14 protein-coding genes and 1 other RNA gene are annotated in these 15,501 nt (G+C 32.0%); 1 reads left to right on the top strand and 14 read right to left on the bottom strand.

Annotated elements, in window-relative coordinates; all coding sequences use genetic code 11:
* Positions 1-335 precede the first annotated feature (335 nt).
* Positions 336-738, bottom strand: a transfer-messenger RNA (tmRNA) gene (gene ssrA, locus ERX46_RS15690).
* Between the two features lie 218 nt (positions 739-956).
* On the opposite strand from ssrA, the gene priA reads away from it, so the two are divergent.
* The gene (gene priA / locus ERX46_RS15685; protein WP_130094813.1) at positions 957-3,440 is read left to right on the top strand and encodes a replication restart helicase PriA; all 2,484 of its coding nucleotides are present in this window, start codon (positions 957-959) and stop codon (positions 3,438-3,440) included.
* Positions 3,441-3,455: 15 nt separating this feature from the next.
* Here priA and ERX46_RS15680 read toward each other — a convergent pair whose 3' ends face one another.
* The 13 genes from ERX46_RS15680 to ERX46_RS15620 all read right to left on the bottom strand — a co-directional run bounded on the left by ERX46_RS15680 (position 3,456) and on the right by ERX46_RS15620 (position 15,045).
* Positions 3,456-4,079: a TIGR04282 family arsenosugar biosynthesis glycosyltransferase gene (locus tag ERX46_RS15680; protein ID WP_130094812.1), complete on the bottom strand. Its 624-nt coding sequence runs from the start codon at positions 4,077-4,079 to the stop codon at positions 3,456-3,458.
* A 71-nt stretch (positions 4,080-4,150) separates the two neighbouring features.
* The gene (gene arsS, locus ERX46_RS15675; RefSeq protein WP_130094811.1) at positions 4,151-5,215 is read right to left on the bottom strand and encodes an arsenosugar biosynthesis radical SAM (seleno)protein ArsS; all 1,065 of its coding nucleotides are present in this window, start codon (positions 5,213-5,215) and stop codon (positions 4,151-4,153) included.
* Between the two features lie 158 nt (positions 5,216-5,373).
* A complete protein-coding gene (locus ERX46_RS15670) occupies positions 5,374-5,793 on the bottom strand; it encodes a YoaP domain-containing protein (RefSeq protein WP_165366255.1) in 420 nt (139 codons plus the stop codon).
* Positions 5,794-5,816: 23 nt separating this feature from the next.
* Positions 5,817-6,728, bottom strand: a complete 912-nt coding sequence (locus tag ERX46_RS15665) for a hypothetical protein (RefSeq protein ID WP_130094809.1) — start codon at positions 6,726-6,728, stop codon at positions 5,817-5,819.
* A 371-nt stretch (positions 6,729-7,099) separates the two neighbouring features.
* On the bottom strand, positions 7,100-7,573 hold the full coding sequence (locus ERX46_RS15660; RefSeq protein WP_130094808.1) for an SRPBCC family protein: 474 nt from the start codon (positions 7,571-7,573) through the stop codon (positions 7,100-7,102).
* A 30-nt stretch (positions 7,574-7,603) separates the two neighbouring features.
* Positions 7,604-8,020: a DUF6157 family protein gene (locus ERX46_RS15655; RefSeq protein ID WP_130094807.1), complete on the bottom strand. Its 417-nt coding sequence runs from the start codon at positions 8,018-8,020 to the stop codon at positions 7,604-7,606.
* 142 nt (positions 8,021-8,162) lie between these two features.
* Complete coding sequence (locus ERX46_RS15650) at positions 8,163-8,765, bottom strand: hypothetical protein (protein WP_130094806.1); 603 nt, start codon at positions 8,763-8,765, stop codon at positions 8,163-8,165.
* Between the two features lie 166 nt (positions 8,766-8,931).
* Positions 8,932-9,873: a hypothetical protein gene (locus ERX46_RS15645; RefSeq protein ID WP_130094805.1), complete on the bottom strand. Its 942-nt coding sequence runs from the start codon at positions 9,871-9,873 to the stop codon at positions 8,932-8,934.
* Positions 9,874-10,087: 214 nt separating this feature from the next.
* On the bottom strand, positions 10,088-11,152 hold the full coding sequence (locus tag ERX46_RS15640; RefSeq protein WP_130094804.1) for an endonuclease/exonuclease/phosphatase family protein: 1,065 nt from the start codon (positions 11,150-11,152) through the stop codon (positions 10,088-10,090).
* Between the two features lie 91 nt (positions 11,153-11,243).
* The gene (locus ERX46_RS15635; RefSeq protein ID WP_130094803.1) at positions 11,244-11,756 is read right to left on the bottom strand and encodes a hypothetical protein; all 513 of its coding nucleotides are present in this window, start codon (positions 11,754-11,756) and stop codon (positions 11,244-11,246) included.
* Between the two features lie 289 nt (positions 11,757-12,045).
* Positions 12,046-13,266, bottom strand: a complete 1,221-nt coding sequence (locus ERX46_RS15630; protein ID WP_130094802.1) for a Kelch repeat-containing protein — start codon at positions 13,264-13,266, stop codon at positions 12,046-12,048.
* Positions 13,267-13,549: 283 nt separating this feature from the next.
* On the bottom strand, positions 13,550-14,653 hold the full coding sequence (locus ERX46_RS15625) for a PDDEXK nuclease domain-containing protein (protein WP_130094801.1): 1,104 nt from the start codon (positions 14,651-14,653) through the stop codon (positions 13,550-13,552).
* Positions 14,650-15,045 (bottom strand): hypothetical protein, encoded by a 396-nt coding sequence (locus tag ERX46_RS15620; protein ID WP_130094800.1) that lies wholly within the window; start codon positions 15,043-15,045, stop codon positions 14,650-14,652. Before ERX46_RS15620 ends, ERX46_RS15625 begins: the two co-directional genes overlap by 4 nt.
* Positions 15,046-15,501: the final 456 nt, after the last annotated feature.

The raw sequence follows: 15,501 nt of genomic DNA, 5'->3' as shown, positions 1-15,501 counted from the left end.
GCTGTTGTTTGCGTTTATCACTACAATACTCCCAACACGCAATAAGTTTTGGCTTAAAAAATATGAGAGGTATATGTTTTGCGAAATAACTTGTATTTCACATGCTGAAAGTATTTGATTTCATCAATTCAGCTCGATCACTAAAAATCCTCACCTCAATGTTTAATCAAAAAAAAACTCCCCATAAAATTGGAGAGTCTCTTTTGAACTTAATCTTGTGGAGCTGGAGGGGTTTACTTCGGCTCCTATGGTCGCTCAGCATAAACTTCTCACCCCATTTTCTTTCCAAAAAAAAAACTCCCCATAAAATTGGAGAGTCTCTTTTGAACTTAATCTTGTGGAGCTGGAGGGGTTCGAACCCTCGTCCAAACAATGAAATAGCTAGCCTTCTACATGTTTATTTTGTGATTTAGTTTTCGATTATGGAACGGACACAAACACCCTGACCATAACTTATCTTCGTTAAATTTCGCAGACAAACAGAAGCCGTTTGCAAACTATTCTCAAATTGTTGATTTCTCGGGATCCAGTGCTCATGAGACGGGAGAACTGGCGAGAAACTTGTCCCTCGTACTGTACTTCGGAGTGGATTAAGCTAGTAACCTAAGTTACTACGCTGCAAGATTATATGACGTGTTGTCAATTATCGTTTGTGACCAGAGATTTACGAGACTCACCACATGGCTCGACATGCTTATACTAATTAGATGCAGTTGCTGTCAAATCCAGGTCAGCCCCATTTAATATAGTGCTACAAAGATAGAGAACTTTGAGGGATATCCAATGCGTTGAAATTAAAATAAAAGTTATTTTTTTATCAATTAGAAGAAGTCAAGAGAATAAGATTTACAATGGTTTGTTATCTATTGAAGTTTGAATTTCCAGAATATTGTAAAATCAACGATTATTTCCATCCAATCCAACCAAAATTACCACTTCATTCTTAACTTTGAATCGTGGAAGAAAGAAAGACATATTTTGTAGACGTAATTCTACCAGTTCCCATCAATAATGCCTTTACATATCGAGTTCCATTCGAGATGAATGACTTTATGAAAACAGGTATCAGGGTAGTGGTGCCGTTTGGTAGATCAAAACTGCAAACGGGAATTATCGTGAAAGTCCATGAGGTTGTTCCTGAAGGATATCAATCGAAATATGTTGAAGCTGTCTTAGATGAATTTCCTATTATAACTGGGAAACAATTCAAATTATGGAATTGGATTTCAGAATATTACATGGCGCCACTTGGTGATGTAATGAATGCTGCCTTGCCATCGAATTTTAAGTTGGGAAGTGAAACAAAAGTGTTGATTCATCCTGAATACGAAGGGAATTCAGAAATACTTACGGACAGAGAATACCAAGTTGTTGAAGCGCTTGAAGTACAAAGTGAGTTAGACTTAAAAGAGATTTCTGATATTCTTGGAATTAAAACGATACAACCTGTAATTAAGGCGCTCATTGAAAAACGGGTGATTATTACGCAAGAAGATTTAAAACAAAAATACGCTCCAAAAACTCAATTATTTGTTGAATTGGCCAAAGAATACCAATCAGATGAACAGTTGAAAGCTTTAATTGATGTTTTGAGTGAAGACAAACGTAAGAAAAAACAATTGGATGCCATTTTAACCTACATGCAAATGGGAGGTTTTAAGCAAGGTATTTCTAAGCCTATTTTAAGGTCGGAATTGGTGGAGAAAGGAGCTTCTGCTTCTTCATTCAACACTTTAGACAAAGATGGAATTCTGAAAATTAAACGAATGGAGATTTCCCGTTTAATGGAGAGAGATGAAGCGGATTCAGCGTTTAAAGAATTGTCACCTGATCAACAACGTGCTTTAGATGAGATTAGAGAATCTTTTGTTGAGAAGGATGTTACGCTTTTACATGGTGTGACAGGTTCTGGTAAAACTGAGGTTTATGTTGAATTGATTCAAGAGCAATTGGATAAAGGGAAACAGGTTTTATTCTTGTTGCCGGAAATTGCCTTAACAACTCAATTAATTCAACGTTTACAGAAATATTTTGGTGATAAAATTGGAGTATATCATTCTCGATTTAATCAAAATGAACGTGTTGAAATTTGGAATTCACTTTTACATAATGACACAACGAAATTTCAAATTGTTCTAGGAGCGAGAAGTGCAGTTTTCTTGCCTTTTAGAAATCTAGGATTGATAATCGTGGATGAGGAACATGAATCTTCATTCAAACAATATGATCCAAGTCCCCGCTATAATGGGCGTGATACAGCAATTGTCTTGCGTGCTTTTCATGGTGCGAAGGTTCTTTTGGGTTCTGCAACTCCAGCAATGGAAACATATTTCAACGCAGAAGAAGGGAAATATGGTTTGGTGAAACTGGACAAACGTTTTGGTGACATACAAATGCCGGAGATTTTCACTGCAAATATCAAGAAGGAGAAAATGCAGAAAACCATGCAATCGGATTTCTCTGGATTCTTGGTGGAGCACATGAAAAAAGCTTTAGAAAACAAGGAGCAAATCATTCTTTTTCAGAACAGAAGAGGGTATAATCCTGTTTGGGCTTGTGAAGTTTGTGGTTGGAATCCGAATTGTAAAAATTGCGATGTTTCCTTGACTTATCACAAGAACAGTAACATTCTAAAATGCCATTATTGTAGTTATTTCACCCCGCCCGTTGGTGCTTGTCCAAAATGTCAGAGTAATCGCCTTAAAATGATTGGCTTTGGAACAGAGAAGATTGAAGATGAATTATCTATAATTCTACCTGGTGTGCGTGTTCAGCGTTTGGATTTAGATACAACGCGTCAAAAGAACAGCTATGAAAATATCTTGAATGATTTCGATGCGCGTAAGATCGATATTCTTGTGGGAACACAAATGGTTACCAAAGGATTGGATTTTGATAATGTAAGTTTGGTTGGAATTCTAGATGCTGATATGATGCTGAATCGGCCAGATTTCCGTGCTTTTGAACGCAGTTATCAGTTGATGTCACAAGTGGCTGGACGTTCTGGAAGAAAGACCAAACGTGGAACTGTAGTGATTCAGACGTATGATCCTGACCATTGGATTATTCAGCACGTGATTAATCACGATTATATGGGTTTTTACAAGAATGAATTGATTGAACGTAAGAATTATTTTTATCCGCCTTTTTATAAGATGATTAATTTGACGCTTAAACACCGCGATCCAAACAAGCTCGAGGTAATGGCTATGGATTTGGCTGATCGAATGAAACAAGCATTTGGAAGTCGAGTTTTAGGGCCCGAATTCCCAGTTGTTAAGAGAATACAGAATAGTTATCTAAAAGTAATTCGACTGAAAGTTGAGCGAGACGCTTCGAATAAGAAGGTGAAATTGCTGTTACAACAGAAGATTGATGATTTTTATAGTGTTTCTTATAATAAGTCGGTGAGGGTTATAGTTGATGTTGACCCATCTTAAATTACGAATTACGAATTACGAATTTTCAATTATTAATTGAAAATCCACATATCCTTCACGTTTTAAATCTTCTTCAAAATCGATATCAGATTTTTCTTCAAGTAGAAAATAAGATGAATTTTTTGCTTTTATTCTTGAAATAGAGTCAGATAGAACATGCTCAGTACTCCAAATCATATCATGAAATAGAGTAGGGCTAACTTCCTTCATTCCAATTAAATAGTAACCTCCGTCTAGTGCTGGACCTAAGATATAATCATGATTATTTAATTGGTCAAAAGCGGAGTTAATATCAGATGAATTAATCTCCGCACAATCAGAACCTAGAATAATTATTTTTTCATAGCCTTGATTCAAAACATTCTGAACTGCGTTGTTCATTCGTTCTCCTAAATCTCCTTTACTTTGAATACTGAAAAATGTATTTGGACATTCCCAGCGTTTAGAATCAGTTAAGACATCAGTTGAATAAATAAACTTATCTGCCTCGACTTCTTTAGCAATTTTGGCTGTGTAATCGATTAATTTAATATAAATTTCTAATGCTTTTTTATCACCTAAAGTTTTTGCTAATCTTGTTTTACATTTCCCTAATTCAGGGTTTTTTGTCATGATAATAAGCGCATTTTTGGAATTCATTCTTAAAGTTTTATTGTATAAATATAATATTCAAATGATTGAATGAGAATTGATGTGTTGCAAGGAATTTATTATGTCGTTGTTCCTTGACAACTTGAACCTGCTCCAGCAGTACAGCCATAACAATGTTGACCAATCATGATATTTCTCTTCAAAAGTTCATCTTGGTCGAATTCGCTAACATGCTGACGTTTGCCTTGCACTTTAAGTTGTAACATTTGATTAAAGTCACAATCGTACAAATACCCTTCCCAGTCTACAGAAATAGTGTCTTTACACATCACATTTTCTGCTGCAACTGGATTATAAGCATTGATTAATGTTTCCATGTAGCTTTCGTACTTGTTTGCAGCCAAAAGAAAGTCTAAATACCTTGAAATAGGAAGATTTGTAATTGTGTAGAGAGAATTAAATTCAATATCCCAATCAGCTTTCAATCTCACTTTGTAATCTTGCTCTAAAGCAGATTGCTCGGGCGGTAAACTTGCTCCTCCAGGATTGAATACCAAATGCAGATTTAATCCTGAACCTTCTATTCCGTAACCTAATTTATTCAAAATAATTAAAGATTCAATAGATTTATTAAAAACTCCATCACCTCTTTGTTTGTCTACGTTATCTTGCGTATAACAAGGCATAGAAGCAATAACTTCAATATTGTGTTCTTTGAAAAATTCTGGATATTTTCTATAACGCTTATTGGAAACTAAAATCGTTAAATTACTGCGCACAATGGTTTTTACATTTCTTTTGGTCAATTCTTCTACCAACCATAAGAAATGCGGATTCATTTCTGGCGCTCCACCGGTTAAATCTACTGTGTGAACATCTGTTTTATCAACCACATTCAACACTTGTTCCAATGTTTCTTTAGTCATGATTTCCTTGCGGTCTGGACCAGCATCAACGTGACAGTGTTCGCATGTTAAATCACACATATAACCCAAATTCAACTGTAGAATGTTTGTGGTTCTTGCTTTTAAAGGAAATTGATTATGTTCCTTTAATTTGTCCACAAATCTTGTACCTACCAATTGATCTTTTTCCAATAAGACTATTTGGTTTTTAGCTTCTGATAAGTAACTTTTCCTTCGTTTAAGCGATTTTAATTTCTCTTTTTTTTGGGTTTCTATCATCTTTTTGAATAATGTGAAAATATATTAACTATTAATTAAGAACATAAAATTAATAAAATTGTTTAGAATCAATAAAAATAATAATTGAAAGTTGAATGATTTAGAGCTATTTTGATTTTATTTAGATTCTTCCTTTGATGCCTATCAATGCTTATAAACTAGCTTAAATTTAATTTCTCAATCACCTTATCATTTCTACTTGCTATACAAACACTGCTATCTGTTGTCATGAATTTACCATTCAAAAATATATTAAAAATTGTTGCTGGACATGATGTCTTCTGAGCATCTTCTATTGATTTTAGTTTAACAATCTTCAATGGAAGATTCCTGTTTTTAGCTTTATCAACCAAAGATTCTTTCGCATGAAATTCCGCAAAAGGACATCTACTAGAATATTCTCCTCTTTTTACAGACGAATTAAAATATGGATTTTCAGCTGCTTTATTGAGTTTCCTTATCAATAAACTAAAACTCCTACAAGTTCTTTCATATTTACTAGGCTTCATACCAAAAGAGAAATCTAATGCGCTAAAGTTTAATAAATTCAAAAAAAATAATAATGCTTTTTTGTTCACTAACTATTTTTGAAATCAGGTGATTATAATTTTCTATACCATTGAACCATAGGAATAGGAAAGTTTGTAAATAGATCTTTTGTAGCGATACCCAAAATACCGAATTGAAATGCCCTTCCTTCATTTTGATGAAATCTTAGCCCTGGAATAAATATTCCGAAAGCAGGTTGATTTTTTTTATAATAAATACTTGCAGGATTGTTAAGGTTTCGACCTTTCGAAGGCAATAAAATGAAGGAGTCGAAGACCAAACTCAACCTATTTGAAATTTTAACCATTGCAGCCACACTAGTTAATGCTCTACCATCAACATTTCCTTCGTACCAAATGGCTCCATAACCACCTGAAAATGCAATGTTGTTTTTCCTGTCTCCAAATGAAATAGTTCCAAATGGAAGAGCTCCCCCATAATCTGGTAAAGCCCAAGATATCGTTCCAAATAGTCCACCAATAGCTAAATGTGTTTTCTCACCTAATTGCCAGGATTTTTTAAAATTCACGACCATTGGAGCTGCAACCCAAGTGGTCATAATTCCAATACCAAAGTTTTTTCCGAGAGAAAATTGAAAATCTGGTCCATAAAGATTCCATTGAAGATAATGATTACCTTTTTTAAGAGGCAATCCATTTGTGGTAATAAAATAGCGTGTTGAAAAATTTTCTTCACCTATGAAAATACCATCATTTGTAAATTCAGGATTATCTATTTTTATAATTTCTTTAATTAAATGTTGTGGAATATAAACCTGTCTTTGATCATTTGATAGTAAAAGTAATTCTCTAGCATCTTGAGTGAGAATTATTCCAGTTAATACACCACCGTCGGTTTTAATTATTTTATATTGGGTACTGTCTTGTATTGGAATTGTATCATTTTGAGATAATAATACATTTGAAATGATGAAAAACAGAAATGTTATTAATAGATTTTTCATATAAAAGTAGTGTTAATTAATAAGTTGGAAATATTCCCTAATTATTGATTTGACTTATGAAATTACATAATTACTTTGAAGATTTATACTTTCTATCAAAGTATCTTTAAAATTTAGATAATAGCTCTTGATAAACAGACGAGGTTATAATATCCACCAATTCAGTCATTCCATTAGATTCAGTGGTAATATGTTCATGGTTGAAACTCTTGAAAGCTCATTTTTAGATTTAACCTGTGAAAGAAAATGGTCGATTGTATTTTATCTGCGCTGATCAATCAAAATCACATTTCGATTTGGATCCGTGATTGTTGAATTCGATGGAACTGTTGCTATAGAATCAACTTCAGCGCCTATTTTTATAGCTTGTTTCATTTCAAAACCTCTTTCCAATTTTCACTTTCAGCAAATTCTTTAATCACTTGATTGCGTTCCAAAAGAAATTTTTTCATATACTTTTTAAGAAATAAAATATCTGCTAATTTCCCAAGTAAACCCAAAGGTGATTTATATTCAAAAACATCAACCATTAGCGCAGTACCCTCAGATTCAGAAAAAATATGTTCATGTTTGAAACTTTTGAAAGCTCCTTTTTGCATTTCATCTGTAAAAGAAAATGGACGATTGTATTCAGTTATTTTTGAAGTTAACTCTTGGGTTATTCCAAAATGTTTCGCTCGCCAAGTTACACTCTCATTCATCTGAATTAATCCACTGATTTTTCCTGCAATTGCTTCTTCATTTGATTTAGCTGTAGATATTTTATGTAAGTCTATGCTTCTTGAAAGGTCGAAAACTCTTTCTATAGGCGCTTTTATATGGGTTTTGATATGGATATGTGGCATTTATAATAATGTTAATTCATTAAATAAATTTTAAGCTTTCTTCGAACGCATAGCCTTCACTTTTTTAATGGTTTCGTCTGCTAAAAAATCATCATATTCTTTTGACTCTCTTTTATAGACAGCAATTTTCTCGTTATCATCACAATGCAAACCAAATCCATATCGTTTTGTCAACGGTGAAGCTCTAAAGCAAGGTTGACCTTTAGAGAAAAATAATTCACGTTCTTTTTTATATTCACTTTCTGCTAAATCATTTTTATTTGCAAAAACCTGAAATAGAACATCATCAGAAGTGAATTTATAAGGATTCTTCGCTAAAATTTCAAATTGCATGTTGGCAATCGACTTCTTATTTCCTTTTAAGGGTGGAGTTTCAGCTTTATTTACTGGACAATCTTCAGCAACTTCAATGAAAGTGTTTTGGTAATTTGTAGTGTGTATTTTCATGTTATTGTAAATCGTAAGCTTTAAATATAGTCTATTCTCATTTCAAAAAACTTAGATAATCAGAATAATCTGGATAATCTTAAAATATAGATTATTCAACTTGTCTAATTTAACCTCAATCATTTCGAGCTATTCGACTTTATTAATGTTTATCTATTTCAAATTTGATTGATCTCTCTTTAAAAAATCTGTATATCATGTAAACAACTAAAATTCCCATGATAACTATTCCTGTTCTGTGGAGATATGCAGGATCTTCTTCTTTGTATCTGCTATAAAATGTATGACTTATCATATAGGTTACATTTATAATGTGAAGAATTATTCCGAGATAGAGGAGCTTGCTTAATTTTTTTGATATCCAAAGAATTATTGGAAGGAGGACAATACAAATGTAAGTTATGAATCCATGAAGATGCTCAACAATTCCCAATTCCCTGGAATGACTATTGAATAAGAAGGAAACAAATACAAAATGTATGAGGTGATTTATTGCAAATAAGGTAATCAAAACTCGAAAGGCATCCTTTAAACTATTTTTGTGATAAATTCGTTTCAAACCGAATAAGCCGAGCATAATTAAAACTAGAAGATTTATTGCAGCAGATGTTCTCCCTGAATTTCGAGCACATTCAGCAAAAACTTCTTCAATTCCTTCAATGGTGTAGAATGCTCTAAAAAATATAAGTCCATTAAGAATAAAAATCAAGATAATCAAAAATGGAAGCCTTTTAGCTTTTAACATAAGTCTAGGGTTGTGTAGGATTATATAACGTATTGATTTTGTGTTTATTTAATTATGAATTGTTTAATTATTTTACATCGCTTAAAGCAATTCAGAATTACTCAGCGAGATTTCTATATGACCGCTATTGTTAAAATTTATATTGAATGTTAATTCATTTTAGACTTTAATATAATCTATTCCAAAATCGAGTAATCACTTTACTTTTGTTCAATTCTTCAAACTTTTCAATTGATAATAATTCTATTTCATTTCTTCTTTTATTGACCTCTTGCTCATTTGTATTTTTTAAAGTTTGTTTAAAAGCGAAAAATCCATGATTCTCATGTTTGCCCTTTCCAAATTTGACTTCAAAGTCTGAAATTGTAGCAAAATGTTCATTGTATAAGTTACCTGCTTCTATTTGTTTAAATAGTAGGGGAGCGTAGGAAATATTGGGCTGACTATAATGATGAATGAAAATAACAATTGGCATTCCTGCAGATAAATTATAGTCTCCAATTTTGGAGTGCATTTCAGGTGTATCAATACCAATCAGTTTTTCTCCTGGAAAACCATGTTTTTTAGTTATTTCAATAATGCGTTCAACTTGGACCCTATTTAAAGCTTCCCACTCTTTACCAATTTTACTTCTTTTGAATAAAATAGCATCGTAAAACCTCTCTCTGACTGCTTGGTCGGCTGTAAACATAGCAATCATTTCATTTCTTAATTCCCAATTAATAGATTCAGTATAGACTGCTTTCAAACTATCATTATCTTTTTCTATCCTATGGATAAAGGTGGAATTGTGATACTCTGAGAGCTTTTTAACTTTCAAGATAAGCTTGAGATCTAAGCCTTGTTTGATTCCTCTTCTTATGAAATAATCTAGTTTAACAGTGTCTTTTGTAATTGCTGAAATCTCAATTGCATTAAAGCAATCTCTAGCAAAAACGAAATCAAATTTTTCAAATGTCGAGAAATAGCTTTGTAGACTTTCTTCTATATTGCCGGTAGAAACTAATGTTCTGCCTTTATTTATTCCTTGATAATATTCAAAATAATTTTGAGTAAATACCAAATTAGGAGAAATAAGGAATATTATAATCCAGAAATTGAATTTCATGATTTTGTAATGCTATTGATCAATGAGTAGCTTGTATTCTACGTCAAATATAAATAATTATTACGATTATTATCTAAAATTCAAATAGTTAAGGTTAATCTTTGGAGTTTTTAAAAGTTGGTGGATTTGGTTCCTCCTTGAATAAACATTAAGAAAAGAGAAAGATGCAATGACAAGAGTATAATTGTTGAATTAGAATTTCGAAAAAGGAAACCTAATTGCGGTTTTCACTTTTCTCTTTTTTTCCTTCTTCTATGATTTCTTCAGTTTCTTTATCCTCATCAGTAGACAGTGTTTCTTCATCATTTTTCTGACTAGAATCTGAAGAGTCGATATAAAACTCACAACAAATCGGGAAATGATCAGAACCGATATTTTCTAGCACCTTAAGTTCTTTTATGAAAATAGTTGAACTGTGAAAAACCAAATCTAATGGAGCACGCAATAGCCAGTATTTGGCATGAAATGAAGCTAAAATTCCTCGGCCGTGTCTGCCATCAATTAAGCCGCTATTTTTACGGAATAAAATTGAGATTTTTGACCAAGCAACAGTATTGAAGTCACCAATCACGAGCGTTGGTTTTTCTAATTCTTTTGAACGTTTAGCGATACATAACAAATCCCCATCTCTTTCTTTAGAATTTTCCTCTTCAGTTGGACTCGGAGGTGGCGGATGAACCGAGAAAAGAATAAAATTATCTCCTTTTTTTGTTTTAAAATGAGCTTCAATACTTGGAACATCATCTGCTACATAAAAATGCTTGGTTATCTTTTCAAAAGGAATTTTGGAATACATGTGCATTCCATAAGTGTTTTCGAGTGTGATTTTCTCAGCATGCGGATAATCGTCTTCTAAATCACGCATTGCAACTTCCCAATCTTTGTTGCTTTCAATGGTGATAAATATATCGGGATTTTCTTTTTGAATGAACTTTTTAAATCTATCGAAATCTTTATTGAACTGATATATGTTAGTTGAAATTACTTTAATCGCCTGAGAACTTTTAATATCACGATTTTTGCTTTTGAAGAACTTGGTGAATTTTGAGAATATGTAAATATGATAGATAATAAAAGCAAATTGAACCAATACAATAACCCAAAACATTTTATTCTGTTCAGCGAAAATGAAAAGTCCAATACTCGCAATTATTTGACTAATAAAAACTTGTAGACTTAGGAATTCTGAAGCTCTAAAAACCCAATGCTGATTTTGAATTAAAGGCAGTAAGCTCAATAAAATTAGAAGTATCGATAAAATGATGAAAAATATGCCCACAATTATAGTTTATGCAAAGTTATCATTAATTGAATATCCTGATTAATGAAAATAACTTAAAATGATAATTAGGTAGGATTTAAAACTCCATCTACTGCTTATAAGTTGGGTAGGGTAAATCATCAGCTTCCTTTGTAATGAATTCTGTTTTTTCTTCGCCTGTTTTCCAATCCACCCAACCCCAAAGTCCGTTTTTTGAAAATGCTATGTATAATGATCCATCAACTTTGTATCTTTTATATTCATCGTAAAGGCATGGAACTGATTGCTTAGCTCCGTCTCCAAAAGACCATCTTGATAGATGTAATCCAAGTTTTCCGTTGTTGTAAACTACTGAATAAGCGCCATTGTATGGAATGAATTTTAAACTATCGTATTCCATAGGAACCAATTCTTTGGTATCAACGCCTTCGTACATATATTGATACATTCCCCATTTTTTGGTTGACTTGTGTTGGGCTTTGAATACTCCGTCTCCATTGCCTTCATCCATTTCAATTTTTCTTGCATTTAAAGCATTTAGCATTTCTTTTTCTGAGAAAGCTTGTGAAAAACTAGAAAACGTGAAAAGTATAAGTAAAGTAACTAAAAATAGATTTTTCATTGAATTTGATTTAGGTAAGAAATAAATTCTGTACCTATAAAAGTATGAAAAATTATTTAAATATTTGTAAATCAGTCTATATAAAATAGTGTTGGACTAATTCTTAGTTATATTTTTCAAAGCTTTCAATAAATTATTCTCAAAATCTTTAATTATTAAATTGCTTAATTTCAGTTTACTTTCATTTGAAACACCGATAACGCAGTTTTTAAACACTTATTTAAACGGATAAACATCCGTGAATGTTCGGGTTCCATATTGAGAATTAATTATAATATCATGAGAAATACTAATGCTTCATAAATTTCAAAACTTCAGAACTTTCCTTCATTTGAATTCTTACAAAATAAATCCCTTTTGCCAATTGAGAAATATCGATTTCTGATTTATTTTCAAAAATTGCTTTATTCATGATTTCCTTTCCAAAACTATCTACAATGCTCAGTTCATATTTTTGATTGGAGATGAAATCCGTCAACTCTAAATTGATAACATCAGCTGATGGATTAGGATAGAGAGTTAATTCTATTTTTTGAATTTCATTTTTTATATTCAAAGGTCTAACACATTTCCAAGTTTCTTTGAGACGCGTGTTTATTGGATCTAGTCCTGCAGTATAGTATAAATTGGTGCCATTATTAAAAGACATTCCGCCTCTTCTTTCAACGGAAGGAATGGAAACGAGTTGTTCCCAAGTTAAATCAATTAGACTAAAACTCCACAAATCGTTGAAGTAATTGCTGTTTGTATCTCTTCCGCAAGAAATGAATAACTTGTCACTGATAGTATTTAATGAAGAATGAACTCTTCCTTCTAATGGAAATTCACTCTTTAAAGTCCAAGTATCAGTGACTGGATCGTATTCATACAGTTTATTGTTGAAATTATTATTTTCATCTTTCCCAAAAGTCAAATATCCTCGATTATTGTGAGCAGATGCAGAACCACGATAAAGCGCACCAAAAGGAAAATCACTTTTTTGTTGCCAAGAATCGGTACTCATATTATAAGCCCAAACTTCTGAAATAGCCTCAGTCGAAATTGTATTTCCTCCAATTATATAAGCGATGTCGTCAATAACAAAAGAAGCGGCACCTCTTCTTCCAGCATCAGGTAAAGGAGTTTTTTCTGTCCAATTATCATTCACAGGATTATACATCCAAATATCATCTAGATAATCTCCACTTTTAAGACCTCCAAAAATAAAACCATCAGTTGCAGAAGAAAATCCGGAGGCATATTGACGTTCTTCACCTGAAGGTAAGGAAGCAATTGTAGACCATGTATCGGTGCTCATGTTTAGCGATTGAAAATCCTTTGCTTCGACCCAACCCACTTTGAATCCTGTTCCGCAATATGCTGTATTTCCAATAACAAAAGAAGCGCCATCATCTCTCGCTGTTGCAGGAAAGTCATCAATTTGAATCCATGATTGAGAATGGACATTAGAATGGATTAAAATACTCAAAAGTATAAAAAGCGATTTTATTGTTTTGATGATTAGTTTCATATTTTCTTGGAGTGTCAAATGTTTATTTCTTCAAACGTGAAATTAGTTGTTTTGTTTTCTCAAGTTACTTTAATTCACGATCTGTTTATCCACGGTTTTATATGCGAACAAGATAGCTTCTTTATCAGGAGTTCTCCGTTAATTCTGTTTAAAAAATCAACTTTTGCTTTTGTGTTTATCAGTCTGAAAATCAGCATTTTTCAATTATGGGGTCACTGTCCCCATAATTGAAAACTTTTAGATAAAACCTTTGAATTGTTTTTAAAAGTGAATAGCTTCTCATTCACATTTTTTTTAATTCTTCATTAATATATTCTTCTAATTGCTCTTTGCTTGGTAATTTCACGAGGTATTGCTGAACAAATAGATTCTCATCAATTCCAGCAGTAGCATATTTCACTAAGGAGTTATCTTTATTGGTAACCAATAGAATTCCTACTGGTGGTTGATCATCTTTTTCACTAATTTCTTCCTTGAAAAAGTTGAGATATGTATTGAGCTGACCAATATCTCCATGGTTAAACTCCCCAATTTTTAATTCAATAATAACATGACATTTTAAAATGCGATGATAAAACAGTAGATCTAAAAAGTAATAATTCTCGCCAATGAGTATTCGTTTTTGCCTTTTTTCAAAACAAAAACCATTTCCTAATTCGATTATAAATTCTTGAAGGTGATCTAATAAAGCAGTTTCTAAGTCCGATTCTTCAATCACACCCTGAACATTCAAATCTAAAAATTCAAAGGAATAAATGTTCTTTATTATATCTATTGCCTTCATAGGCACAACATTTTTATTGGCAAATTCAGAAAATTTTTCTGTGTTTATTGTTAATCCACTTCTTTCAAAATATAAACTTGAAATTTGCCTTTTTAACTCTCTCACACTCCAAGTACTTTTTACGCATTCTATTTCATAAAAAGTACGCTTTAATTTATCATCTATTTTAATTAATTGTTCTATATGCGAATAAGACAGCTTCTTTATCAAGAGCTCTCCGTTAATTCTATTTGAAAATTCATCCTTGATTTTGTGGTTATCAGTTTCAAATTCAGTATTATGCAATTGTGTGGTCAGTGACCCCATATTTGATTTTAACAATAAATACTCCTTGACTTGAGGGTAAGAAGTATAAAGTAATTTGAAATTATGCAATGCCCTTATGTCAATTCCTTTTATATCCTTGAGCGCTTTCGCAATGTTTGGAATTAGTTTTTCACCATATTCCGCTCTGTCATTTCCGTTCTGTTCATATTCAATAATATAAAAGCCAATAAACCAATTCCTTATAGTTAATGCTTGGTTAACAGCACTTGCACTTTGTTGTTGTAATTGATTATGAACTGCTGATATATCTTTTATTAGTGTTTTGAAGCCTTTCATTTTTCTGGATTTAATTTAAGATTATTAGTTCTGATTTTAACTAATGTCTGTTTTACCCCCTCTTTGAGTGGCCCAAATATCAAATTAGCAATAGCACCATCCATAAAAGCTGTCTTTTCTAAGGTTGGTCTTATCGCCTCGAATAATTTTGTTGCATGGGACCCATACATATAGATTGATCCTTCCGAATTATCGCAAGCAGTTTCCTGACCGTCATAGAAACCCAATTTATTCTTCAGAATTATTGCTTCTAAAATGTCTTTTAGTTCATGAACTTCATCAATGACTTTTATTTCTTTGAAGTAAACAATTACGGCTTGTTCAAACTTGTTTTCATTTGACTTTAATTCTTGATTGGTTAAATTTCCAATCTCTTGATTTAGATTTTTCATAATGATTTGATTTATGGTTTTTAAGTTTTTTATACAGTAAAATGAGAGTATTTCCAAATTTGAAAGAATAAGAAAACTCATTTACTATTAATAAGTTATGTAATTTTTTTCGATTTGTAATGAATAAAATCGAATTTTATAAATTTTTATTTGAATTATGAGCTCACTGATCCCATAATTCAAATTGCGCGAATGAAGGTTTGAAAAATCATGTATGCAAGACTATAGCAAGTGTTTATTAGCTTTGAAAATGTCGTTTAAATAACAAGGAAAACCAAATGTAAATAGTCAGAAAAAGCGGTTCAAGATAGGGGGAGAATAAAGTAAACGAAATTAATAGGTTTCTTGATAATCTTTCACTTTAGAGTTTTTGTTTTTTAAAATCCTTTCTAGACTTTTATATTAATGTGCTGAACGCTAAATGATAGTTTCAAAGTCTTGAATATATTTTCTGTT

Source organism: Brumimicrobium glaciale (assembly GCF_004152935.1).
Taxonomy (GTDB): Bacteria; Bacteroidota; Bacteroidia; order Flavobacteriales_D; family Crocinitomicaceae; genus Brumimicrobium; species Brumimicrobium glaciale.
Note: the sequence above shows the minus strand (reverse complement) of the source record. Positions and strands in the feature narration are given on the sequence as shown.